At 60.4% G+C, this 22,617-nt stretch carries 24 protein-coding genes; 15 read left to right on the top strand and 9 right to left on the bottom strand.

The genetic code is table 11. The annotated features are described in order from the left end of the window. The 13 genes from IM295_RS12130 to acpT are packed head-to-tail and all read left to right on the top strand — an operon-like array spanning window position 1 to window position 12,066. Window positions 1-588 carry a hypothetical protein gene (locus IM295_RS12130; RefSeq protein WP_045259379.1) on the top strand — a complete coding sequence of 196 codons (588 nt, stop codon included), beginning with the start codon at window positions 1-3 and terminating at the stop codon, window positions 586-588. Beyond that, window positions 581-1,942 (top strand): acyl-CoA synthetase, encoded by a 1,362-nt coding sequence (locus tag IM295_RS12125; protein WP_193066746.1) that lies wholly within the window; start codon window positions 581-583, stop codon window positions 1,940-1,942. Before IM295_RS12130 ends, IM295_RS12125 begins: the two co-directional genes overlap by 8 nt. Next, a complete protein-coding gene (locus IM295_RS12120; RefSeq protein ID WP_028014704.1) occupies window positions 1,929-2,282 on the top strand; it encodes a hydroxymyristoyl-ACP dehydratase in 354 nt (117 codons plus the stop codon). Before IM295_RS12125 ends, IM295_RS12120 begins: the two co-directional genes overlap by 14 nt. After that, window positions 2,273-3,964: a glycosyltransferase gene (locus IM295_RS12115; RefSeq protein ID WP_193066745.1), complete on the top strand. Its 1,692-nt coding sequence runs from the start codon at window positions 2,273-2,275 to the stop codon at window positions 3,962-3,964. The genes IM295_RS12120 and IM295_RS12115 overlap by 10 nt, the downstream gene beginning before the upstream one ends. Before the next feature lie 3 nt (window positions 3,965-3,967). Next, the gene (locus IM295_RS12110) at window positions 3,968-4,390 is read left to right on the top strand and encodes a thioesterase family protein (RefSeq protein ID WP_028014706.1); all 423 of its coding nucleotides are present in this window, start codon (window positions 3,968-3,970) and stop codon (window positions 4,388-4,390) included. After that, a complete protein-coding gene (locus tag IM295_RS12105) occupies window positions 4,387-4,992 on the top strand; it encodes an outer membrane lipoprotein carrier protein LolA (RefSeq protein WP_193066744.1) in 606 nt (201 codons plus the stop codon). The genes IM295_RS12110 and IM295_RS12105 overlap by 4 nt, the downstream gene beginning before the upstream one ends. Beyond that, window positions 4,961-7,285 (top strand): MMPL family transporter, encoded by a 2,325-nt coding sequence (locus tag IM295_RS12100; protein ID WP_193066743.1) that lies wholly within the window; start codon window positions 4,961-4,963, stop codon window positions 7,283-7,285. The genes IM295_RS12105 and IM295_RS12100 overlap by 32 nt, the downstream gene beginning before the upstream one ends. Continuing rightward, on the top strand, window positions 7,282-7,860 hold the full coding sequence (locus tag IM295_RS12095) for a DUF3261 domain-containing protein (RefSeq protein WP_028014709.1): 579 nt from the start codon (window positions 7,282-7,284) through the stop codon (window positions 7,858-7,860). The genes IM295_RS12100 and IM295_RS12095 overlap by 4 nt, the downstream gene beginning before the upstream one ends. 1 nt (window position 7,861) lies before the next feature. After that, window positions 7,862-9,031 carry a beta-ketoacyl-[acyl-carrier-protein] synthase family protein gene (locus IM295_RS12090; RefSeq protein ID WP_126327234.1) on the top strand — a complete coding sequence of 390 codons (1,170 nt, stop codon included), beginning with the start codon at window positions 7,862-7,864 and terminating at the stop codon, window positions 9,029-9,031. Further along, window positions 9,028-9,501, top strand: coding sequence for a 3-hydroxy-fatty acyl-ACP dehydratase (locus IM295_RS12085; protein WP_047362581.1), 474 nt, complete (start codon window positions 9,028-9,030; stop codon window positions 9,499-9,501). Before IM295_RS12090 ends, IM295_RS12085 begins: the two co-directional genes overlap by 4 nt. Further along, window positions 9,498-10,229, top strand: coding sequence for a 3-ketoacyl-ACP reductase FabG2 (locus IM295_RS12080; RefSeq protein ID WP_028014712.1), 732 nt, complete (start codon window positions 9,498-9,500; stop codon window positions 10,227-10,229). The genes IM295_RS12085 and IM295_RS12080 overlap by 4 nt, the downstream gene beginning before the upstream one ends. After that, window positions 10,226-11,455, top strand: a complete 1,230-nt coding sequence (locus IM295_RS12075) for a beta-ketoacyl-ACP synthase (RefSeq protein ID WP_048960810.1) — start codon at window positions 10,226-10,228, stop codon at window positions 11,453-11,455. The genes IM295_RS12080 and IM295_RS12075 overlap by 4 nt, the downstream gene beginning before the upstream one ends. A gap of 2 nt (window positions 11,456-11,457) precedes the next feature. Then, window positions 11,458-12,066, top strand: a complete 609-nt coding sequence (acpT, locus tag IM295_RS12070) for a 4'-phosphopantetheinyl transferase AcpT (protein ID WP_028014714.1) — start codon at window positions 11,458-11,460, stop codon at window positions 12,064-12,066. On the opposite strand, the gene arnF is transcribed toward acpT, so the two are convergent. The 8 genes from arnF to IM295_RS12030 all read right to left on the bottom strand — a co-directional run bounded on the left by arnF (window position 12,023) and on the right by IM295_RS12030 (window position 20,219). After that, window positions 12,023-12,403: a 4-amino-4-deoxy-L-arabinose-phosphoundecaprenol flippase subunit ArnF gene (gene arnF / locus IM295_RS12065; protein WP_048960809.1), complete on the bottom strand. Its 381-nt coding sequence runs from the start codon at window positions 12,401-12,403 to the stop codon at window positions 12,023-12,025. The genes acpT and arnF overlap by 44 nt on opposite strands. Beyond that, complete coding sequence (gene arnE, locus IM295_RS12060) at window positions 12,400-12,735, bottom strand: 4-amino-4-deoxy-L-arabinose-phosphoundecaprenol flippase subunit ArnE (protein ID WP_045259389.1); 336 nt, start codon at window positions 12,733-12,735, stop codon at window positions 12,400-12,402. Before arnE ends, arnF begins: the two co-directional genes overlap by 4 nt. Continuing rightward, window positions 12,735-14,390, bottom strand: a complete 1,656-nt coding sequence (arnT, locus tag IM295_RS12055) for a lipid IV(A) 4-amino-4-deoxy-L-arabinosyltransferase (RefSeq protein ID WP_045631454.1) — start codon at window positions 14,388-14,390, stop codon at window positions 12,735-12,737. Before arnT ends, arnE begins: the two co-directional genes overlap by 1 nt. Continuing rightward, window positions 14,387-15,289, bottom strand: a complete 903-nt coding sequence (gene arnD / locus IM295_RS12050; protein ID WP_193066742.1) for a 4-deoxy-4-formamido-L-arabinose-phosphoundecaprenol deformylase — start codon at window positions 15,287-15,289, stop codon at window positions 14,387-14,389. Before arnD ends, arnT begins: the two co-directional genes overlap by 4 nt. Beyond that, window positions 15,286-17,268 (bottom strand): bifunctional UDP-4-amino-4-deoxy-L-arabinose formyltransferase/UDP-glucuronic acid oxidase ArnA, encoded by a 1,983-nt coding sequence (gene arnA, locus IM295_RS12045; protein ID WP_041911877.1) that lies wholly within the window; start codon window positions 17,266-17,268, stop codon window positions 15,286-15,288. The genes arnD and arnA overlap by 4 nt, the downstream gene beginning before the upstream one ends. Next, window positions 17,265-18,248: an undecaprenyl-phosphate 4-deoxy-4-formamido-L-arabinose transferase gene (gene arnC / locus IM295_RS12040; protein ID WP_041911876.1), complete on the bottom strand. Its 984-nt coding sequence runs from the start codon at window positions 18,246-18,248 to the stop codon at window positions 17,265-17,267. The genes arnA and arnC overlap by 4 nt, the downstream gene beginning before the upstream one ends. A 1-nt stretch (window position 18,249) precedes the next feature. Then, entirely contained in the window at window positions 18,250-19,389 is a 1,140-nt protein-coding gene (arnB, locus tag IM295_RS12035; RefSeq protein ID WP_049000482.1) for a UDP-4-amino-4-deoxy-L-arabinose aminotransferase, read from the bottom strand. Between the two features lie 323 nt (window positions 19,390-19,712). Further along, window positions 19,713-20,219, bottom strand: a complete 507-nt coding sequence (locus tag IM295_RS12030) for a phenolic acid decarboxylase (RefSeq protein ID WP_028014722.1) — start codon at window positions 20,217-20,219, stop codon at window positions 19,713-19,715. Between the two features lie 99 nt (window positions 20,220-20,318). Here IM295_RS12030 and IM295_RS12025 point away from each other — a divergent pair, with 99 nt between their 5' ends. Further along, window positions 20,319-21,200: a LysR family transcriptional regulator gene (locus tag IM295_RS12025; RefSeq protein WP_028014723.1), complete on the top strand. Its 882-nt coding sequence runs from the start codon at window positions 20,319-20,321 to the stop codon at window positions 21,198-21,200. Window positions 21,201-21,232: 32 nt separating this feature from the next. Next, window positions 21,233-22,027, top strand: a complete 795-nt coding sequence (locus IM295_RS12020; protein ID WP_041911873.1) for an SDR family NAD(P)-dependent oxidoreductase — start codon at window positions 21,233-21,235, stop codon at window positions 22,025-22,027. Window positions 22,028-22,032: 5 nt separating this feature from the next. Here the strand turns inward: IM295_RS12020 and IM295_RS12015 are convergent, their stop codons facing one another. Further along, window positions 22,033-22,560: an NlpC/P60 family protein gene (locus IM295_RS12015; protein ID WP_049000481.1), complete on the bottom strand. Its 528-nt coding sequence runs from the start codon at window positions 22,558-22,560 to the stop codon at window positions 22,033-22,035. Window positions 22,561-22,617 lie beyond the last annotated feature (57 nt).

The following is a 22,617-nucleotide window of genomic DNA, read 5'->3' as shown; positions in this document are numbered from 1 at the left end:
GTGCGTGGTGGACGGACGTTCCCGGTCATCCCACTTCTGACGGGGCTGATGCTGCTGGCGTGGCCCTTCCTGATTGGATTTGGGCTGACGCATAACAGCCTGCCGTGGCTGCTGCCGGTGATGGCGCTGCTGTTGCTGCTGCGGCTGCGTCAGGCGCGGCGTAACACCGGCCCGATGCGGTATGTGGTGCAGTGCGTGGCGCTGGCGGGGATCGCGCTCTGCGCGGCAAGCTACCTGCTGAAAACCCACCAGTGGCTGCTGTTTTACCCTGTGGTCGTTAATCTTGTAATGCTCGCCGTGTTCGGCGGTTCGCTCTGGACAGCGATGCCGCTGGTCGAACGTCTGGCGCGCCTGCGAGAGCCAAATTTGCCGCCGGAGGGCGTTCGCTATACCCGCAGGGTGACCCTCGTCTGGTGCGGATTTTTCATCGGCAACGGGGCGATGGCGCTGTATACCGTCCTGCACGGCGACATGCACCTGTGGACGCTGTGGAACGGTATGGTGGCTTACATCCTGATGGGGACGCTGATGGCGGCAGAGTGGCTGGTGCGCCAGCGGGTGATAAAAAAAGAGATGCACAATGAATAACCCCCTTCCGCTGGGCCAGTGGTTAAACGCGCCCCGCCCTGACGACACGCCCGTCGCCTGGCTCGACGATCGTACCTGGACGCTGGGCCAGCTGCGCCACGACGTGACGTTACTGGTCGACACCCTGCGTCAGCAGGAAGGCGAGCGCTGGGCGCTGTGCTTTGAAAACAGCTACCTGTTTATTGTTGCGCTGCTGGCCTCGCTGCATGCCGGTAAAACGCCGGTCATTCCCGGCCATAGCCGCGTTTCGCTGCTTGAGGAGCAGCAGCCGCTGTTTAACGGCGTCCTGAGCGATCGGTCCCTCGATATCGACGGGCAGCTGATTGTGGTAGCCTCCCGCCACCAGACGATCGCCCGCTGGGTCCCCCTGCCAGAGATTAACGAAAACCGCTTCGTCGAGCTGTTCACCTCCGGCTCCACGGGAACGCCGCGCCGGGTGGTTAAGCACATCGTCAGCCTGGATCGCGAAGCCCGCCTGCTGGCTGACCGCTTCGGCGAACGCCTGGCTGGCTGTAGCGTTGTGGCCTCCGTCGTCCCGCAACATCTCTATGGCCTGACATTTCGCATCGTACTGCCGATGGCGATGGGCCTGCCGCTGCATGCCGCGATGCTCTACTACGCAGAGCAGCTGGCCGCCCTTCCTCATGACCGGCATTACCTGTTCATCAGCAGCCCGGCGTTCCTGAAGCGCCTGGATACCGAACTGGCCGCGCCGCCCGTCAGGATGCTGATTTCCGCGGGCGGAATGCTGCCCTGGCGTGACGTCTCCACCACGGTTGGCTGGCTTAATATCTGGCCGGACGAAATTTATGGCAGCACCGAAACCGGGATCCTCGCCTGGCGCCATCGCGTGGAAGATAACCTGCCGTGGCGACCCTTCCCCGGCGTAAACTTCCATCAGGAAGATGACGCCTGCCGCGTCACTTCGCCGCTTATCCATGAGGCTGAAGGACTCCAGCTGGACGATATCCTCCACTTCGACAGTGCGGGGCTGTTTAGCATCGCCGGTCGCCGCGGGCGGGTGGTCAAAATTGAAGAAAAGCGCATCTCGCTTAACGAGATTGAGCGTCGCCTGCTGGAGCTTGACGGCGTTTGCGAGGCGGCTGCGCTGCCGGTTACGCGCGGGGGCCGTCAGGGGATTGGCGTCCTGCTGGTGCTGGATGAGGCGGTTCGTCAGCGCTGGCATCTGCAGGATAAAAAAGCGCAGGAGTTCGCCTGGCGACGCGCCCTGCTGCCGTGGCTTGAGCCGGTCGCCGTTCCACGCTACTGGCGCATTGTCGATGAGTTGCCGGTAAACAGTATGAACAAGCGTGTCTATGCGCAGTTAGAGGAGTTATTTCATGAAAATTCATGAAATCGAGCGCCATCAGGCACAGCCGGAGAAGCTGGAGATCGTGTTGCATCTCGACGCCTCTCTGTTCTGGTTTCAGGGCCATTTTGCCGTACAGCCGCTGCTGCCCGGCGTTGCGCAGCTTGACTGGGTCATGCACTACGCAACGACTTTACTGGCACCGGGCTACCGCTTTCACAGCATTCAAAACGTGAAGTTCCAGGCGCCTCTGCTGCCGGAAACCACGGTGACGCTGGTGCTTGAGTGGCATGCCGGGCGCAAACTGCTGACCTTCAGCTACCTGCGTCATGACGGGGCTGAACGCCATACCGCCAGCAGCGGGAAAATTCGTCTATGTCAGTAACCTTCCGCCCCTGCGTGCTGATCCCGTGCTACAACCACGGCGCCACGATGGCCAGCGTGCTGTCGCGCCTCTCGCCGTTTGGCCTGCCGTGCCTGGTAGTGGATGACGGCAGCGAAGCCGCTACCCGCCAGGAGCTTGAGCGGCTGGCGGCGGAGCAGCCGCAGATGACGCTGGTCCGTCTGGCGCAAAACGCCGGCAAAGGTGCCGCGGTCATCAGGGGGCTGGAGGAGTGCGCGCGTGCGGGCTATACCCACGCCCTGCAGGTGGACGCGGACGGCCAGCACGCCATCGAAGATATTCCCAAAATGCTGGCGCTGGCGGAGCGCCACCCGGACGCGCTGATTTCCGGCCAGCCCGTTTACGATGATTCTATCCCGCGCTCGCGGCTCTACGGGCGCTGGGTCACCCACGTCTGGGTATGGATTGAGACCTTATCCCTGCAGCTTAAAGACAGTATGTGCGGCTTTCGGGTCTACCCGGTCTCGCCCACGCTGCGGCTCGCCACGCGTGAAACGCTCGGTAAACGGATGGACTTTGACACCGAAGTGATGGTCCGTCTCTACTGGCAGGGCAACACCAGCGTCTTTCTGCCCACCCGCGTGACCTATCCGCAGGACGGGTTGTCCCACTTCGACGCGTTGAAAGATAACGTGCGGATCTCCCTGATGCATACCCGGCTGTTCTTCGGCATGCTGCCCCGCATTCCCGGCCTGCTCTTCCGTCGACGCGGCCAGCACTGGGCGCAGCAGGACGAGGTTAAAGGCCTGTGGGGCATGCGCCTGATGCTGCGCGTCTGGCAGCTGCTGGGGCGGCGGGCGTTTACCGTGCTGCTGTGGCCGGTTATCGGCGTCTACTGGCTGATCGCGCGTCCGGCGCGGCAGGCTTCGCGGCAGTGGATTGCACGCGTGAAGCAGGTGCTGATGCAGCGGAACATGCCTGTTCCAGAACAGCTCAACAGCTTTTTCCATTTCATGCGCTTCGGCAACGCGATGCTGGACAAAGTCGCCAGCTGGCGCGGCGAGCTGAAGTTTAAGCGCGACGTGGTCTTTGCTCCCGGCGCGAGCGAAACGCTTAATATCGCGGCGCCGCAGGGCAAGCTGCTGCTGGCCTCGCATCTTGGCGACGTAGAAGCCTGCCGGGCGCTGGCCCAGCTGGACGGCAGCAAAACCATCAACGCCCTGGTCTTCAGCGAGAACGCCCGGCGTTTTAAGCAAATTATGAGCGAAATGGCGCCCCAGGCCGGCGTGAATTTGATGTCGGTCACCGACATCGGCCCGGACACCGCCATTGCCATCAAAGAGAAGCTTGAGCGCGGAGAATGGGTCGCGATCGTGGGCGATCGCATCGCCGTCAACCCGCAGCGTGGCGGCGAGTGGCGGGTGATCTGGAGCCCGTTCATGGGCCAGCCCGCACCGTTCCCTCAGGGGCCGTTTATCCTGGCCTCCATCCTGCGCTGTCCGGTAGTGTTGATTTTCGCCCTGCGCCAGCAGGGTAAGCTCGTCCTGCACAGCGAGCCGTTTGCCGACCCGCTGATCCTGCCGCGCGGGGAACGCCAGCAGGCGCTGCAGGCTACCGTCGATCGCTACGCGCAGCGGCTGGAGCATTACGCCCTGATGTCGCCGCTCGACTGGTTTAATTTTTTCGATTTCTGGCATCTGCCAGAGTCCAGAGAGAAGGAGTAAAGGGTGCTGACCGATCCCCGCTTTACGACTGAAGTTGAGATCACCGTTCCGTTCCACGACGTCGATATGATGGGCGTGGTCTGGCACGGCAACTATTTCCGCTACTTTGAGATCGCCCGCGAGGCGCTGCTCAATCAGTTTGACTATGGCTATCGCCAGATGAAAGCCTCCGGCTACGTCTGGCCCGTTGTCGACACGCGGGTGAAATACCGCGATGCGGTGACCTTTGAGCAGCGCATTCGCGTCCGCGCGCAGATTGAAGAGTATGAAAACCGCCTGCGCATTGCCTATCAAATCTTCGATGCGCAGACCGGCAAACGCACCACCACCGGCTACACCATCCAGGTAGCGGTGGAAGAAGCCACCCGCGAAATGTGCTTTGTCAGTCCGGCAGTACTGTTTGAACGTATGGGAGTCACGCCATGAAATGGTTGCCTTTGCTGGCGCTGATCGTCAGCCCGCTGGTCAGCGCCGTGACGCTGGATGAACTGCAGCAGCGTTTCACCGAGCAGCCCGTGGTGCGCGCGCACTTCGAACAGGTCCGCACGATAAAAGATATGCCGCAGCCGCTGCGCTCGCAGGGCGAGATGCTGATCGCCCGCGACAGCGGCCTGCTGTGGGATCAAAAAGCGCCGTTTCCAATGACGCTGCTGCTGGACGACAAGCGGATGGTTCAGGCGATCAACGGCCAGCCGCCGCAGACCATCACCGCCGACAATAATCCGCAGATGTTCCAGTTCAACCACCTGCTGCGGGCCCTGTTCCAGGCCGACCACAAGGTGCTGGAAGAGAACTTCCGCATCGATTTTAAAGACCTGGGCGCGGGCCGCTGGTCGCTGGTGCTTACCCCAAAAACGACGCCGCTGGACAAGATTTTCGCCACCCTCGATCTGGGCGGCGCGACCTATCTTGAGACGATTCGCCTGAACGACAGGCAGGGCGACCGTACCGATATCGCCCTTTCAAACCACCAACTGACGCCCGCCAGCCTGACCGATGACGAACGCCAACGCTTTGCCGAACCGTAAATCCCTGCGCCCGGCGCTGCTGTGGGCCACGGTATGTCTGGTTATGCTGGGCGTGCTGCTGTCGCTGCTGCCCGGCGCACGGCTGAACAGCAGCGTGCTGGCCATGCTGCCGAAGCAGACGCTGGGGGCGATCCCTCCGGCGCTCAACGACGGGTTTATGCAGCGTCTCGATCGCCAGCTGGTCTGGCTGGTCAGCCCCGGCAAAGAACCCGATCCGCGCGTGGCGCAGCAGTGGCTTGAACTGCTGCACGGCAGCGACGCGCTCCGCGAGATCAAAGGCCCGATGGACGCCGCCGGGCAAAAGGCCTGGGGAGAATTCTTCTGGCAGCACCGCAACGGGCTGATTGATCCGGCCACCCGTGCCCGCCTGCAAAACGGCGGAGAAGCGCAGGCGCAGTGGATTTTATCCCAGCTCTACTCCGCCTTCTCCGGCGTCAGCGGTAAAGAGCTGCAAAACGATCCGCTGATGCTGATGCGCGGCTCGCAGCTCGCCCTGGCGCAAAACGGCCAGAAGCTGCGGCTGATGGACGGCTGGCTGGTCACGCAAGATGAAGCGGGAAACTACTGGTATCTGCTGCACGGCGAACTGGCGGGCTCGTCATTTGATATGCAGCAGACCCACCGGCTCGTGACGACGCTTAACGCGCTGCAACAGACGCTGAAAGCGCGTTACCCGCAGGCGCAGCTGCTTTCGCGCGGGACGGTGTTCTACAGCGATTATGCCAGCCAGCAGGCTAAACGCGACGTCTCAACGCTGGGCATCGCCACCCTGCTTGGGGTGTTCCTGCTGATCGTGGCGGTGTTCCGCTCTCTGCGCCCGCTGCTGCTGAGCGTGCTCTCCATTGCCATCGGCGCGCTGGCGGGCACGGTGGTGACGCTGCTGCTCTTTGGCGAACTGCACCTGATGACGCTGGTGATGAGCATGAGCATCATCGGTATTTCAGCCGACTATACGCTTTACTACCTGACCGAACGGATGGTGCACGGCGCGGAGCTCTCTCCCTGGCAAAGCCTGGCCAAAGTGCGCAATGCGCTGCTGCTGGCGCTGCTGACGACCGTCGCCGCCTACCTGATTATGATGCTGGCCCCCTTCCCCGGGATCCGCCAGATGGCGGTATTTGCCGCGACGGGGCTGAGCGCCTCCTGCCTGACGGTGATTTTCTGGCATCCGTGGCTGTGCCGGGGTTTGCCGGTGCGCCCGGTTCCCTTTATGGTCCTGATGTTGCGCTGGCTGGCCGCCTGGCGACGCAGTAAAAAACTGTCCGTTGGTCTGCCCGTCGCGCTGGCGCTGCTCTCCGCCGTGGGAATGAGCACCCTGAAGGTGGACGACGACATCGCCCAACTGCAGGCGCTGCCGAAAGATATTCTGGCGCAGGAGAAAACCATTACCGCCCTGACCGGCCAAAGCGTCGATCAGAAATGGTTTGTGGTACATGGCGCTTCGCCCCAGCAAACGCTGGAGCGGCTGGAAGCCTTTACTCCCGCGCTGGCCGAGGCGCAAAAGGCGGGGGATCTCACCCGCTGGCGCACCCTGCCGCTGAACTCGCTGGCCCGCCAGAAAAGCGACCTTGCGCTACTGCGGGACGCCGCGCCTGCGGTGACGAACGTGCTGAAAAGCGCAGGGCTCAACGCCGTTTCCCCCAATCTGGACGCCATGCCGGTCAGCGTGGACGCGTGGCTTGAAAGTCCGGCCAGCGACGGCTGGCGTCTGCTCTGGCTGACCCTGCCGGGGGGGGAAAGCGGCGTGCTCGTGCCGGTGGACGGTGCAAAAAACAGCGCGGCGCTCGGTGAGCTGGCCGCGCGCTATGACGGCGTCGTCTGGGTGGACCGCAAGGCCAGCTTTGACAGCCTGTTTGCCCTCTACCGCACGCTGCTGACGGGGCTACTGTTTGCGGCGCTGGCGGTGATTGCCTGCGGGGCGATGCTGCGCCTCGGCTGGCGCAAAGGGTTGATAAGCCTGGTGCCGTCCGTACTGTCGCTGAGTTGCGGCCTGGCGGTCCTGGCCGCAACGGGCCACCCGGTAAATCTGTTTTCACTGCTGGCGCTGGTACTGGTGCTCGGCATTGGTATTAACTACACGCTGTTCTTCAGCAACCCGCGCGGTACGCCGCTGACTTCGATGCTGGCGATTACCCTGGCCATGATGACCACCCTGCTGACGCTGGGCATGCTCGTCTTCAGCGCCACCCAGGCTATCAGCAGCTTTGGTATTGTGCTGGTGAGCGGTATTTTCACCGCCTTCCTGCTGGCACCGCTGGCGATGCCGGATAAGAAAGAGAGAAAACGTAAATGAACGCTGTTTATCGCGCCGTCGCGCTGGCCGCGGCGCTGCTGCTGGCAGGCTGCAGCCATTCGACCGATACCAAAGAGACGCGGCCTCAGGCCTGGCTTCAGCCTGGCACCAAAGTCACTCTGCCGCCGCCCGGCATCAGCCCGGCGGTAAGCTCCCAGCAGCTGCTGACCGGCAGCTTTAACGGGCAAACGCAGTCCCTGCTGGTGATGCTCAACGCGGATGCGCATAAGGTCACGCTGGCCGGCCTCTCTTCCGTGGGCATTCGCCTGTTCCTGGCAACGTACGACGAGAGCGGTATTCATACCGAGCAGTCGATCGTCGTGCCGCAGCTGCCGCCCGCCAGCCAGGTGCTGGCCGACGTGATGCTCAGCCACTGGCCGATTAGCGCCTGGCAGCCGCAGTTGCCGAAGGGCTGGACGTTAACGGACAATGGCGATCGGCGCGAGCTGCGCAACGCCAGCGGCAAGCTGGTGACGGAGATTGTCTATCTCCAGCGCAAAGGCAAGCGCGAGCCGATCAGCATCGAGCAACACGTATTCAAATACCACATCACCATTCAATATCTGGGTGACTGAGATGATTTATATATTCGCTGTTGGCATGGTCAACGCGCTGGGCAACTCGCCTGATGAAATTGCCGCCAACCTGGCTGCGGGCGTGGCGCCGGGCATGCACGCCCGGACCGGCTGGCTGCAGGGAATGCCCGAAGCGGTACTGGGCGGGGTGGAAGGCGAACTGCCGCTCATCCCGGACACCTTCTCTGCACACCGCACCCGCAACAACCAGCTGCTGCTGGCCGCGCTGGCGCAGATTCAGCCCGCCGTCGACGAGGCCATCGCCCGCGTTGGTCGCGACCGGGTGGCCGTGGTGCTGGGAACCAGCACCTCCGGGCTGGATGAAGGCGATGAGCACGTGCGTCTCATGACCGATGGCGAGACCAGCACGCGCTGGCAGTATCCGCAGCAGGAGCTGGGCGATCCGTCCCGCTTTCTCGCCAACTGGCTGCAGCTTGAAGGCCCGGCTTATACGATCTCCACCGCCTGCTCCTCCAGCGCGCGGGCGATAATCGGCGGCAAACGCCTGATCGAAGCCGGGCTGGTGGATATCGCCATTGTCGGCGGAGCAGACACCCTGAGCCGGATGCCCGTGAACGGCTTTAACAGTCTTGAATCCTTCTCCCCCACGCTCTGCGAGCCGTTTGGCCGGGACCGCCGGGGGATCACCATCGGTGAAGCGGCGGCGCTGATGGTATTAAGCCGGGAACCCGCGGACGTGGCGCTGCTCGGCACGGGCGAATCCAGCGATGCGTACCATATTTCCGCCCCGCATCCGCAGGGCGACGGGGCGATAAGGGCTATCACTCAGGCGCTCAGCGAAGCGGGCATGCAGCCGGACGACATCGGCTACATCAACCTGCACGGCACGGCCACGCCGCTCAACGATCAGATTGAATCACAGGTGGTTCACGATCTCTTCGGAGAAAGCGTGCCGTGCAGTTCAACCAAACACCTTACCGGCCACACGCTGGGCGCTGCCGGCATTACCGAAGCGGCTTTGAGCTGGCTTATCCTGACGCGCGATCTGCCCTTGCCGCCGCAGGATTTTTCCCGCTACGCTCCGGACGAGACGCTGGCGCCGTGCGGCCTGCTGCACCAGAGCACCGCCCTGAAAAAGCCGGTGATTTTGTCTAACTCGTTCGCGTTTGGCGGCAATAACGCCAGCATTCTGCTGGGGAGAACGTCATGAGCTATCTATCACCCGAAGCCTATTTGCCGCACGATGCGCCCATGATGCTGCTGGGGTCCGTTGAAAATGTGACGGATGACATGGCGGTCTGCCGCGTGGCAGTTGACAGGCAAAGCGTGCTGGCGCCGTTTCTCAATGCCGATGGCGACCTGCCGGGCTGGTACGCGCTCGAGCTAATGGCGCAGACCGTTGGCGTCTGGTCAGGCTGGCATCGTCAGCAGCAGGGGCAGGAACATATCGCGCTGGGCATGGTGCTCGGCGCGCGCGAGCTGGTCTGCGCCAGCGGGCGTTTCGCCAAAGGCTTAACGCTGGACATTACCGTTAAGCTGCTGATGCAGGACGAACGCTTCGGCAGTTTTGAATGCACGATTTGCGCAGGTGAAGAGACGCTGGCCACGGGCCGGGTCAATACCTTCCAGCCGAGTGCAGAAGAATTAACATCGCTTTTTAATCAGGGATCCCACGCATGAGTCGTTCCGTACTGGTCACAGGGGCCAGCAAAGGCATTGGTCGCGCCATCGCCCGCCAGCTTGCCGCTGACGGGTTTACCGTCGGCGTGCATTACCATCGCGATGCCGCAGGCGCGCAGGAGACGCTGGACGCCATCACGCAGGCGGGCGGCAGCGGCCGTTTACTCTCGTTTGACGTAGGCAACCGCGAGCAGTGCCGTGAAGTGCTTGAACAGGAAATTGATGCCCATGGCGCATGGTATGGCGTGGTCAGCAACGCCGGAATTACCCGCGATGGCGCTTTTCCGGCACTGAGTGAAGACGACTGGGACAGCGTGATCCACACCAATCTCGACAGCTTTTATAACGTCATACACCCCTGCATTATGCCCATGATCGGCACCCGTCAGGGCGGGCGCATTATTACCTTATCCTCCGTCTCCGGCGTGATGGGCAACCGCGGCCAGGTGAACTACAGCGCGGCCAAAGCGGGCATTATCGGCGCCACCAAAGCGCTGGCGATCGAGCTGGCAAAACGCAAAATCACCGTGAACTGCATTGCGCCAGGGCTGATTGATACCGGCATGATTGAGATGGAGGAGGCCGCGCTGAAGGAAGCGATGTCCATCATCCCAATGAAACGTATGGGCCAGGCTGAGGAGGTCGCCGGGCTGGCAAGCTATCTGATGTCGGATATCGCGGGCTACGTCACCCGCCAGGTCATTTCGATTAACGGAGGAATGCTATGACGCGTCGCGTGGTGATTACGGGCATGGGCGGCGTCACCGCCTTTGGCGAGAACTGGCAGTCCGTTTCCAGCCGGCTGCTGGCGTATGAAAACGCCGTGCGTAAAATGCCGGAATGGCAGGTTTATGATGGCCTGCACACCCTGCTGGGCGCGCCGATCGACGATTTCACGCTGCCGGAACACTATACCCGCAAGCGTATTCGCGCCATGGGCCGCGTGTCGCTGATGTCTACCCGCGCCACAGAGCTGGCGCTGGAGCAGGCGGGGCTGATTGGCGAAGCGGTGCTTACCAACGGGCAAACCGGCATCGCCTACGGTTCTTCGACAGGCAGCACCGGCCCGGTCAGCGAATTCGCGACCATGCTTACCGAAAAGCACACCAATAACATCACCGGGACAACCTACGTCCAGATGATGCCGCACACCACCGCGGTGAATACCGGTCTGTTCTTTGGACTACGTGGCCGCGTGATCCCAACGTCGAGCGCCTGTACCTCCGGCAGCCAGGCGATTGGCTACGCCTGGGAGGCAATTCGCCACGGGTATCAGACCGTGATGGTCGCGGGGGGCGCGGAAGAGCTTTGTCCGTCTGAAGCGGCGGTGTTTGACACGCTGTTTGCCACCAGCCAGCGCAACGACGAACCCAAAACCACCCCCTCGCCGTTCGATACGCAGCGCGATGGTCTGGTGATTGGGGAAGGCGCAGGCACCCTCATTCTGGAGGAGCTGGAGCACGCCAGAGCGCGCGGGGCCACCATCTACGGTGAGATCGTGGGCTTTGCCACCAACTGTGACGCGGCCCATATCACCCAGCCGCAGCGTGACACCATGCAGATTTGCATGGAGCAGTCGCTGGCGATGGCGGGGTTAAGCGCCCGGGATATGGGGTATATCTCCGCGCACGGTACCGCCACCGACCGCGGCGATATCGCCGAAAGCCAGGCCACGGCCGCCATCTACGGTGACAGCGTGCCGGTTTCTTCGCTGAAGAGCTATTTTGGCCACACGCTGGGGGCCTGCGGCGCGCTGGAAGCGTGGATGAGCCTGCAGATGATGCGCGAAGGCTGGTTTGCCCCGACGCTCAATTTAACGCAGCCGGATGAGCAATGCGGGGCTTTAGATTATATTATGGGAGAAGCCCGTCAGATTGACTGCGAGTATCTGCAGAGCAATAACTTCGCGTTTGGCGGCATCAATACCTCGATTATCATTAAACGCTGGGCGTAACTATGTACCGGTTTGTACTGGGAAAAATTTCCACCCTTTGCGCGGACCCGCTGGCGTCAACGCTTGCAGATAAGGCACCTCAGGGTGCACGACAGGCCTCCTGGCTGGCAGGCCGGACGCTGCTCGCCAGAACATTATCCCCTCACCCGCTCCCCGACATCATTTACGGCGAGCAGGGGAAGCCGGCATTTGCGAAGGGGGATCCGCTGTGGTTCAACCTGAGCCATAGCGGTGATGATATCGCCCTGCTGATGAGCGATGAAGGTGAAGTGGGCTGCGATATCGAAGTGATTCGCCCCCGCAAGAACTGGCAGGCGCTGGCCAACGCCGTTTTCAGCCTGACAGAGCATGACGAGCTGGAGCGTGAAGCGCCCGAGGAACAGCTTTCTGCCTTCTGGCGTATCTGGACGCGCAAAGAAGCGATTGTGAAACAGCGCGGCGGCAGCGCCTGGCAGATTGTCAGCATCGACAGCACGGCGCAGTCGCACTCGGTCAGCCAGCTGCAGCTCGGTTCTCTGAGCCTTGCCGTCTGTACCTCGACCCCTTACACCCTGACCACCGAGTCGATTATTCACGTCGGGGCAGGAAAATCACCAGTACACCCAGCATAATCAACGCGACGCCCAGCAGCCCATGCCAGGAGAAGCGCTCCCCCCAGCCGGGCAGCAGGATTGCCGCACCCCACACCAGGATATAGCTGAGGCTCAGCAAGGCATACGCTTTGCTGAGCGCCATGCGATGCAGCGCCAGATACCAGCAGCCCATGGAGGCAACGTATCCCGTTAACCCCAGCAGCAGCGCGCCCGTGCCGGACGAAACGTGCCACAGCGCGGAGATAAACGTCAGAAAATCGCTGACCGGCGGCAGAGCCTGCATGGCATCGCGCAGCAACAGCTGTGCGGCGCTGACTAACAGTACGCTGCATAACGCCCAGAACGCGCCTTTCACAGGCTTCCTCCCAGCACGATAATCCCCATGATAATGAACCCAACCCCCAGCCAGTGGTGCACAGCAACGTGCTCGCGCCAGAAGACCTTCGCCGCCAGCGTCACCCAGACAAAATTGAGGCTCAGCATAGGGTAAGCTACGCCGACGGGCAGGCTCTGCAGCACCACCAGCCAGACCAGCATTCCGCAGCCCAGCGCCAGCATCGCCAGGCCAAGCCACCGCATGATGTGCGCGCCACGCCGCCCGCCTTTCGCCGGACGGGTAGCCTGTTTCTGGCACAGCTGTCCCGCGCAGCTCAGCAGGCTTGCCAGTATGAGCCAGGTCCAGGTCATCACTTCGGCAGATACTCCAGCAGGGCCAGACGCCCCTGGATATAGAGATTGTCCGGCTGCGGTAAATTCGCCTCTGCAATATCGTCACGTTTAGACAGCAGCATCACCAGCGACACGCTTCCCTGCTTACGATGCGTTGCCAGCCACTGCGCGAAGTCGTCTTCACTGACAAAGCGATCTTTCGCATCGGGATAATCCAGCCCGTAGCGCAGCTCGCCGCTCTGAGCAAACAGCGTGATGTCACTGCGCTTCAGCTCCCACGCCAGGCCCGCGGCCACGCCAACGTTATTGGTCAGCACAAAGCGGCTGCCCTGTAGCGGCTCGCGCACGGTATCCACCAGCGACTGCGGCTGCTTGGAATCCACCACCAGGTTCGGAATGGCAAAACCAATCAACAACGCCAGGCCCGCAGGACACAGCGCCGCCAGCCACCAGCGCCGCTGGCTCTGCCGCAGCGTAAACCAGCCTACCGCGCCCCAGATAAGGAACGCCACCACCGCGCAGAAGACTTTATACAGTTCGACCGATGTCCAGACCGGATGCTTAGCCAGCCCCCACGGCGAGACCGCCAGCGCCGCCACCACGCCGATAGCGCCAAACGCCAGGTTAATGCCGCCGTTAATGCGCAACGCTCTGGCCCCTTTTTCCGCCGCGAGGCAGGCATAGCGCGCCATCAGGATAGCCAGCGGGGCAAAACAGGGCAGGATATAGGTCGGCAGCTTGCCTTTAGCGATGCTGAAAAACAGCAGCGGCATCACCACCCACCCCAGCAGGTAGAACCCGCCGCCCGCGTTTTGTCTGTCATTCCAGCCAAGACGCAGCGCGCCTGGCAGCAGCGCCAGCCACGGCAGGCTGCCCGCGAGCAGGAACGGCAGGTAATACCAGAACGGAGCTTTATGCTGCGCGTCGCTCTGGGCAAAACGCTGAATATGCTCAACCCAGAAGAAGTAGCGCCAGAAATCAGGCTCGCGGTGCGCAATGGCCAGCCCCCACGGCAGAACAATCAGCACGCAGCTCAGGACCGCGAGCCAGCCAAAAATCAGCACCTCTTTCCAGCGCTTTTGGGCAATCACCCACGGCAGCACGCCGATCACCGGTACCGCCAGCGCCAGGAAGCCTTTGGTCATCACCCCCATGCCGCAGGCCAGCCCAAGCAGCACATAGCCGCCCGCTTTTCCGGCCACGGTGCGCGCCTGTGAGGCGAGCCAGAAGCTGCACATCGCCGCCACCAGCCACAGGGTGACGATGGGATCCAGCACCGCATAGGTGCCGATGCCATACACCAGGAACAGGGTCAGGAAGATCAGGCCGGAGAAAATGGCCGTACGCTTATCCCGCCAGAGTCGCCAGGCCATCCAGATCACCAGCAGCGCCGCGAGCCCGGTGGAGAAGATCGACCCGGCGCGTACGGCAAAGTTCGTGTGCCCGAACAGCCATTGTCCGATAGTGTTGATCCAGTAGCCGGCAATCGGCTTTTCAAAGTAGCGCAGCCCGAGGAAATGCGGGACAACCCAGTCACCCGATGCCAGCATTTCGCGGCTGATTTCCGCATAGCGCGTTTCATCAGGCTGCCAAAGCAGGCGAATATCGACCGGAATGAAGTAATAAACGATAAACAGTGCGAAAAGCGCTACGCCATAACGGGCTGTTTTCATGGGACCGGACTCACGGTTTGTTGATAGCCAAGCCAGCCTTCCCGGCCAGCCAGTTCACTACGGACCACTTTGCCCACGGGCAGGCTGCTGAGGTCGTCCGGCAGCAGCTCGCTCAACGGGCAGAATTCAATGCCCTCCTGAGCGGCCATCGTCAGCAGCGCATCGAAATCATGCTGATACGCAATCCCTTCCACTTCGGCATGGATGGTATAGACCGGCGTTCCGGCGTCACGATGGATGCGGTCCAGAATGTAGCGATTAAATGCTTCCGCCTTCACCTCGCGCCCCACCACCTCATCCCACGTGGGAAGCGTGACCGGAATTTGCACCGTACCGTAGCGATTTTCGCCCAACAGCGGCAAAAATGGCCCGGTTCCACGACAGTCGCTGTTGTAGCGAAACGCGAAATGCTCTTTGGCTTTGACCACCCGCTGGTCGGCACGCCATCCCGCCACGGCGGAGCAGCGCACGGGCTGACCGATGATGGCCTCAAGCTCCAGCATTCCACGCTCGACCTCACGGGACAGGCGCGGGATATCCCAGACGCCCGCCCACGCCTGCCAGGCGTGATGATCCCAGGCATGCAGGCCGACCTCGTGTTGCTGCGCCGCCGCGCGGATAACCGCTTCATTACCCGCGCCGATGCGTCTGCCGGGCCAGGCGGTGCCGGCCAGCAAAATATCCCAGCCGTAGAGGGATGCCGCGCGCGAGCGCAGCATTTTGAACAGAAATGCCGGTTTAACCAGACGCCATAAGTGGCGTCCCATGTTGTCAGGCCCCACGCTGAAGAAAATGCTGGCACGCACGCCGTGCCTGTTCAGCAGTTCCAGCAGTCTGGGCACGCCGTCACGCGTTCCCCTGAAGGTGTCGACATCAATGCGTAAACCGACTTTTTTCATGAGGCCTGTTCCGATAGCTCCACGGTGCGCAGGAAGAAGTCGAGCGTTTCATCAATGGTCTGCTCCATCTTCACCGTCGGCGTCCAGTTCAGGCAGCGCTTCGCGTTGCGGATGCTTGGCTTACGGTGCTCGACGTCCTGGTAGCCCTTTCCGTAGTAGCTGCTGCTTTCCACTTCGCGGAAACCGGCAAACGGCGGGAAGCGATCGCGCAGCGGGTGGCGCTCAAAGCTGGCCAGCAGCATCTCTGCCAGCTCGCGAATGCTCGCCTCGTTTTCCGGGTTACCGATGTTAATGATCTCACCGTTGCAGCGGTTATCTTTGTTCTCAATGATGCGGAACAGGGCTTCGATACCGTCGCTGATGTCCGTAAAGCAGCGTTTCTGGCTCCCGCCTTCAATCAGCTTGATAGGCGAGCCTTCGACCAGGTTCAGGATCAGCTGAGTGATCGCGCGGGAGCTGCCGATTCGCGCCGCGTTCAGGTTATCCAGACGCGGGCCCATCCAGTTAAACGGACGGAACAGGGTAAAGCGCAGACCCTCTTTCTCGCCGTAGGCCCAAATTACGCGATCCAGCAGCTGCTTGGAGACAGAGTAGATCCAGCGCTGCTTGTTGATCGGCCCGACCACCAGGCTGGAGGCATCCTCATCGAAGTTTTTGTCGGTACACATGCCGTACACTTCAGAGGTGGACGGGAAGATGATGCGCTTGTCGTATTTCACGCAGTCGCGGATGATCTTCAGGTTCTCTTCGAAATCCAGCTCGAACACGCGCAGCGGGTTACGGGTGTACTCAATTGGCGTGGCGATGGCGACCAGCGGCAGCACCACGTCGCATTTTTTAATGTGATATTCGATCCACTCGGAGTGAATGCTGATATCCCCTTCCACAAAGTGGAAGCGCGGGTTGTTGAGGAAACGGCTGATGGCGTCAGAGCCGATATCCAGACCGTAAATCTCGTAGTTATCGTCTTTGAGCAGACGTTCGGTCAGGTGGTTCCCGATAAAGCCGTTCACGCCGAGGATCAGCACGCGCGTGCGGCGCTTGATGGCAACCACCGGCGCGCTGGTGATCAGCGCCCCGGCCACCAGACCCAGAGACTGCGCCAGCTGCGTGCCCTGAACGTACAGGCCGTTGTCGGTCTGCCCGGTGACGATCTCCAGCGCCTGCTCGCCGCAGCTCACAATCAGCGGGGAGACGGAGACGACGGTGCCCGGCTTAGCGGCGGGGATATCGTCACGCACGCGGGATTTCCAGACGATAAATTTGCTTACGCCCGCAAAGCTGTACGCGCCCGGCCACGGGTCGGTCACGGCGCGCACCAGGTTGTGCAGCTGGCGGGCGGGTTTATTCCAGTCCAGGCGACCATCTTCCGGCGCGCGGCGGCCAAAGCAGCTGGCCTTGCTTTCGTCCTGCTCGGTCTCGCTGAAGGTGCCGTTGAGGATGGCTGGCAGCGCGTCACGCAGCAGGCTTTGCGCCGCGGTGCAGAGTTTATGATGCAGCTCAAGCGCGGTTTCATCCGCGTCGATTGCCACGCGCTGCTGGGCGACGATGGCCCCGGCATCTGCGCGGCGCACCATGCGGTGCAGCGTCACGCCCGTTTCCGTTTCGCCGTTGACCAGCACCCAGTTCAGCGGCGCGCGGCCACGGTAGGCGGGCAGCAGAGAGCCGTGAAGGTTAAACGCCCCTTTTGCGGCCAGGCCTAAGATCTCGTCGCAGATCAGGTTGCGATAGTAGAACGAGAAGATGACATCAGGTGCGAGCGCGCGGATGCGATCCACCCACAGCGGGTGGTTGACGTCGTCTGGAGCATACACCGGAATACCGCGCTCGGCGGCGATACGCGCCACGGAGCCGAAGAAGTGATTCTCTCCCGCCGCGTCCGGATGGGTAAAGATTGCAGCAATGTCATAGCCCGCTTCCAGCAGGGCCAGCGTGCCCGCGCACCCCATATCGTGATAGGCAAATACAACGGCTTTCATGGGTGGTTTTCCTCTTGAGATGCTTTGTGTTCCTGACGGACAACACGTTGAATAAAGTAACGCGGACGTGCGCGAACATCGTTATAGATACGGCCTATGTATTCACCGAGCAGGCCCATTCCGACGAACTGGGCGCCGATGAACATAAACAGCACGGCAAAAAGCATGAAGACCCCTTCCGCCGCCCACTGCGGGCCAAAGACCAGCCTCAGCACCACCAGCAGGACGGACAGCGTAAAGCCGGCCAGGGCGATGATGCTGCCGAACACGCTCAGCAGGCGCAGCGGCGTGGTGGTCAGGCAGGTGACGAGGTCGTACATCAGATTGATGAGACGCATAAAGCTGTACTTCGATTCCCCGTGCTCGCGCTCGGCGTGCAGGACCGGAATTTCCGTTGCCTTGCGGGCAAAGGTGTTGGCGAGGATCGGAATAAAGGTGCTGCGCTCATGGCAGTGCAGCATGGCGTCGACTATATGGCGGCGGTAGGCGCGCAGCATGCAGCCGTAATCGCCCATTGCTTTACCGGTGGTGCGCTGAATAAGGCGGTTTATGGTGCGCGAGGCCAGCTTGCGGAACAGGCTGTCCTGACGGTTCTGACGTACCGTGCCGACCACGTCATAGCCTTCATCGGCTTTCGCCACCAGGCGCGGGATCTCCTCCGGCGGGTTTTGCAGATCCGCGTCCAGGGTGATAATCAGATCGCCCGTAACGTGGCTGAACCCGGCCATAATGGCGGAGTGCTGGCCATAGTTACGGTTGAGCAGCACGGCGACAATATGGCTGCCTTCGGCCTGGGCGGCTTCGGTCAGCATCAGCGCGGAATCATCACTGCTGCCGTCGTCCACCAGCAGAATTTCATAGGCTTTGCCCAGCGTATCGCAGGCTGCCGTGGTGCGGCGGATCAGCTCGGGCAGGCTCTCCTGCTCGTTATAAACTGGGATGACCACAGAAACTTTTTGTACAGGCGGTGCGCTGAACATATCAATGTCCTGCAAGCTGATGGAGCGCGGTAATGACGCGGGTTGTGTCGTCATGAGTCATGTCCGGGAAAAGAGGGAGAGAACAAATACGCGCGCTGTTCCATTCCGAATTCGGAAGCGATACATCAGGAAAACGCTCGCGGTAGTATTTTTGGGTGTGCGCCGCGCGGAAATGAAGGCCAGTGCCGATGCCTTGCTCCTTAAGCGCCGCCATCAGGTTGTCGCGTGAGATCCCGCAGCGCGCTTCATCAACGCGAATAATAAACAGGTGCCAGGCGTGAACGTGTGGCCATGACGGAATGCTCAGCGGCTGGAACGGCGTATCGGCAAGCTCGCGCAGGTAGCGTTGCGCGATTGCCTCGCGGCGTAGGTTGGCCTCTTTCAGCTTACCCAGCTGTACCAGCGCCAGCGCGGCGTTGATATCTGCGAGGTTGTACTTAAAGCCCGGGGAGATCACTTCGGCCTGCGGCGCGCGGCCGTGCGTCTGGCGGTCATAGGCATCCACGCCCAGGCCGTGGAATTTCAGGCTGCGGATCCGCGCGGCAAGCCGGGCGTTATCCGTGACGACTAAACCACCTTCCGCGCAGGTCATGTTTTTGATAGCGTGGAAGGAAAAAATCGCCGTGCCTTTCCAGCCCACGTGACGGTTCTTGTAGTACGTTCCGGCGGCATGGGCCGCGTCTTCAATCACCGGAATACCGTGACGCTCACCGACGGCATGAATGGCGTCGATATCACACGGCGCGCCGGCGTAATGCACGGGAATAATCGCTTTGGTACGCGGGGTAATGGCGGCTTCAACCGCTTCCGGCGTCACCATCAATGTCTCTTTGTCCACATCGATCATGACCGGCGTGGCGCCCAGCAGCACGATCATATTCAGCGTGGAGACCCAGGTTTGGGAGGGGGTAATGACCTCATCGCCCGGACCAATATCCAGCGCCATCAGCGTGACGTGCATGCCCGCCGTCGCCGAGCAGACGGCAATCGCGTGCTGGTTCCCCGTCAGCTGACAAAATGCCGCTTCAAGTTCCTGATTTTTAGGCCCTGTGGTGATCCAGCCGGAGGTTAAAACCTCCTGCAACGCCGCTAATTCCTCACTACCCATCGACGGGCGGGAAAAAGGCAAAAAATCACTCATCATTAATTTCCTTGCAATAAGAATGGCACGCGCTTGATATTAACCAATTACTTTTTCGTTTATTTCAACGAACCATAAACTCATATCAAGGTATCGTTCATTTCTTAGGGAAAAATTAAGATGCGTAATTTAGTTGTAACTAAATCAATATTAATTCATTTGTAAACAATAGCTTATGTAATTATGAATTATTTATTTCGTGATCAGACTCAATTTTTACAAAATGTTATTTTAAACCGAACATCAACAAACAAAAAAAAACCCGGTTATTTCTGTAAAAGCAGAAATAACCGGGAACTTTTCTTTTTAGTTAATTGTCGCGCTTATTTTAAGTTATCGGGAAAGTTTTTCGGTAACTCGCTGGCTGCACAGGCAATCACGCTTTCGTTGTTCGCACCGCAGTCGCGTACAAAGGTGATGGTGGCAAATTCGTCAATCACTTCTGTTGGATATGCCGGCCCCGCATCGCGATAGCTGTTCATCAGCGGAATATGGTCGTTCTGGAAGCAGACGGTTTTTTCCGGGTTGTTCATGACCCAACGCGGGAAGAAGATGGTGCCGTGGAACAGTTTGTCGCCCAGGTTCACAATCAGGCTAACGTCCGTACCGGTTGGCTCGGTCCAGGAGATTTTATAGATGCTCTCCCCTACCCGCACGATGTAAGCCTGCTGATCTTTAACCCAACGGTTCGCCACCAGACCGCTGTGAATACGGTAGTCGAGAGTAGTCTCGTTTTTGACGTAAATTTCGTAATTCCAGCCGTTGTCATAGGTATAAACCAGATGTTTGCCAACGAAGCCGCTTAAGTCGTGTTTGTCGAATGTGTTCATAAGATGTCTCCTTCGTTTTGATGAGACGATCTTAAGCCTTCAAAAAATGAATGAATAACGCTATGTTTTAATCAAATTCATCCAAATTTTAGATAAATTATGCACAAGTCGACGCTGGAACAGTGGGCTTTACTGGAAAAAGTGGTGGATGCGGGCAGCTTTGCCAAAGCTGCGGAAGAAACCCACCGCAGTCAGTCCTCGGTGAGCTATAACCTGTCGCTGCTGCAGGAGCGGCTGGGCGTGGCGCTGCTGGCGCCGGAGGGGCGCAGGGCGGTGTTGACCCCGGCCGGTGAACTGCTTCTCGGCCAGGTGAAACCGCTGCTGAAAGCGTTTTCGTATGTCGAGACGCGCGCGGCGACCCTTCGTAACGGGATGCGCACGCGGCTGGACCTGGTGGTGGACTCGATTTTCCCACGCCGCCGCCTGTTCGCCATTCTGCGTCAGTTCCAGCAGCAGTATCCGCAAACTCAGGTCCGCCTCACGGAGGTGCTGGAAAATACCCGCGCCGATGCCATGAACAACGAGGCCGATGTGATGGTTTTAACCCGCCGCCAGGACATTACCGGGCTCGGCGAATGGCTGATGAACATTGACTTTGTCGCCGTGGCGCATCACCGGCATCCCCTCTTTAGCCTCGACGCGCCGCTGAATGATGAGATGCTGCGCCCGTGGCCGCTAATCCAGATTGCGGACAGCCAGAACGCCGCGCGGGCTGCCGGCGAGTCGTGGACGTTCTCGACCATCGACGCTGCCATAGAGGCGGTCGTCTCGCAGGTCGGCTACGGCTGGCTGCCAGAGGAACGCATTCAGCCCCAGCTGGAGCAAGGCGTACTGAAACTCCTCCCGCTGAGCCACGGCGTTCGTCGGGCCACACCGCTGCATCTGATCGTGAAGCGCACCCTCGCCCCGCTGGATGAGCAGGTTGAAACCCTGCTGCGCCTTTTTAGCCAGGAGCCGTCATCATCACCTGCTACGCTTTAAGGTCCGAACGTTAAAACGATAAGGAGCTGATGATGAAAATCGACTTTGCAGGGAAAGTGGCCCTGGTCACCGCCTCAACCGGCGGGATCGGGTTTGCCATTGCCAGAGGCCTGGCAGAAAGCGGCGCGGAAGTGATCGTTAATGGCCGCAGCACCGACTCGGTGAACAAAGGTATTCAGCAGCTGCAGCAGGTTGTGCCTGGCGTGCAGGTGCGTGCAGCCATTGCCGATCTCAGCACCGCGGAAGGGGTTGAATCGCTGCTGAAGGTCGCGAGCGACGTCGATATTCTGGTGAACAACGCCGGGATTTACGGCCCGCAGGATTTCTATGGCACCGACGATGAAACCTGGGAGCGCTACTGGCAGACCAACGTGATGTCCGGCGTGCGCCTCTCCCGCGCCCTGCTGCCGGGCATGGTGAAAAAAGGCTGGGGCCGCGTGGTGTTTATCTCCTCCGAGTCAGCCTGCAATATCCCGGCAGACATGATCCACTACGGGGTGACCAAAACGGCACAGCTTTCGCTGGCGCGCGGGCTGGCGAAGTTCGTGGCGGGAAGCGGCGTGACGGTGAACAGCGTGCTGCCGGGCCCGACGATGTCCGACGGTTTCGCTGAAATGATGAAAGATGAGATCGAGAAAACCGGTAAATCGCTGGAGCAGCTGGCGAAAGAATTTGTCATGACCAACCGCCCCAGCTCGGTTATCCAGCGCGCCGCCACCGTTGAAGAGGTGGCTAATATGGTGATTTATGTCTGTTCGCCGCAGGCCTCCGCCACCTCAGGCGCGGCATTGCGCGTCGATGGTGGCGTGGTGGATGATATTATTTAATGTCGTCAGGCGGCGCTGCCCGCGACACGACGGGCGGTAATGTAACGATCCTGCCAGTAGTCATCAGTCAGGGTTGAGACCGTTACGCCCTCGCTGCTGGAGGCATGAATAAACTGGCTGTTACCGATATACACGCCAACGTGCCTGCGGTTCGGACCCGTCTGGAAGAAGACCAAATCTCCCGCCTTCAGACGGTATTGCGCTACCTGTACACCACGATGGATCTGCTCGCTCGTCGTGCGCGGCAGATAAAGATGCGCCGCATCGCTGAACAGATGCTGCATAAGCGCGGAGCAATCCACTCCGCGGTGCGTGGTGCCGCCCCACTGATAGTGAGTCCCTTTCCATTTCTGGTATTGATCCAGTATCCGGGAGCGGAGTGGGCCTGTCTCCTGGTGAAGCAGGGCCGACTTCACCGGCGATTCCGCAAATGTGCTATCGGCGGAGATCATCGATGCGGGCAACTGAAAACTCAGTGCGGAAAACGAAGCAAAACTTAACGTGAGGATTGAAATAAGCGATCTGAATGTCATATCTAAACAGGAGCTAAGAGTGAATTTATCCTTACCTGTGGGGGCCAACGTTCCCCC

It is taken from the genome of Enterobacter cloacae complex sp. P14RS, from assembly GCF_014895895.1.
GTDB lineage: Bacteria > Pseudomonadota > Gammaproteobacteria > Enterobacterales > Enterobacteriaceae > Enterobacter > Enterobacter bugandensis.
This window is presented reverse-complemented; position numbering and strand designations above follow the sequence as displayed.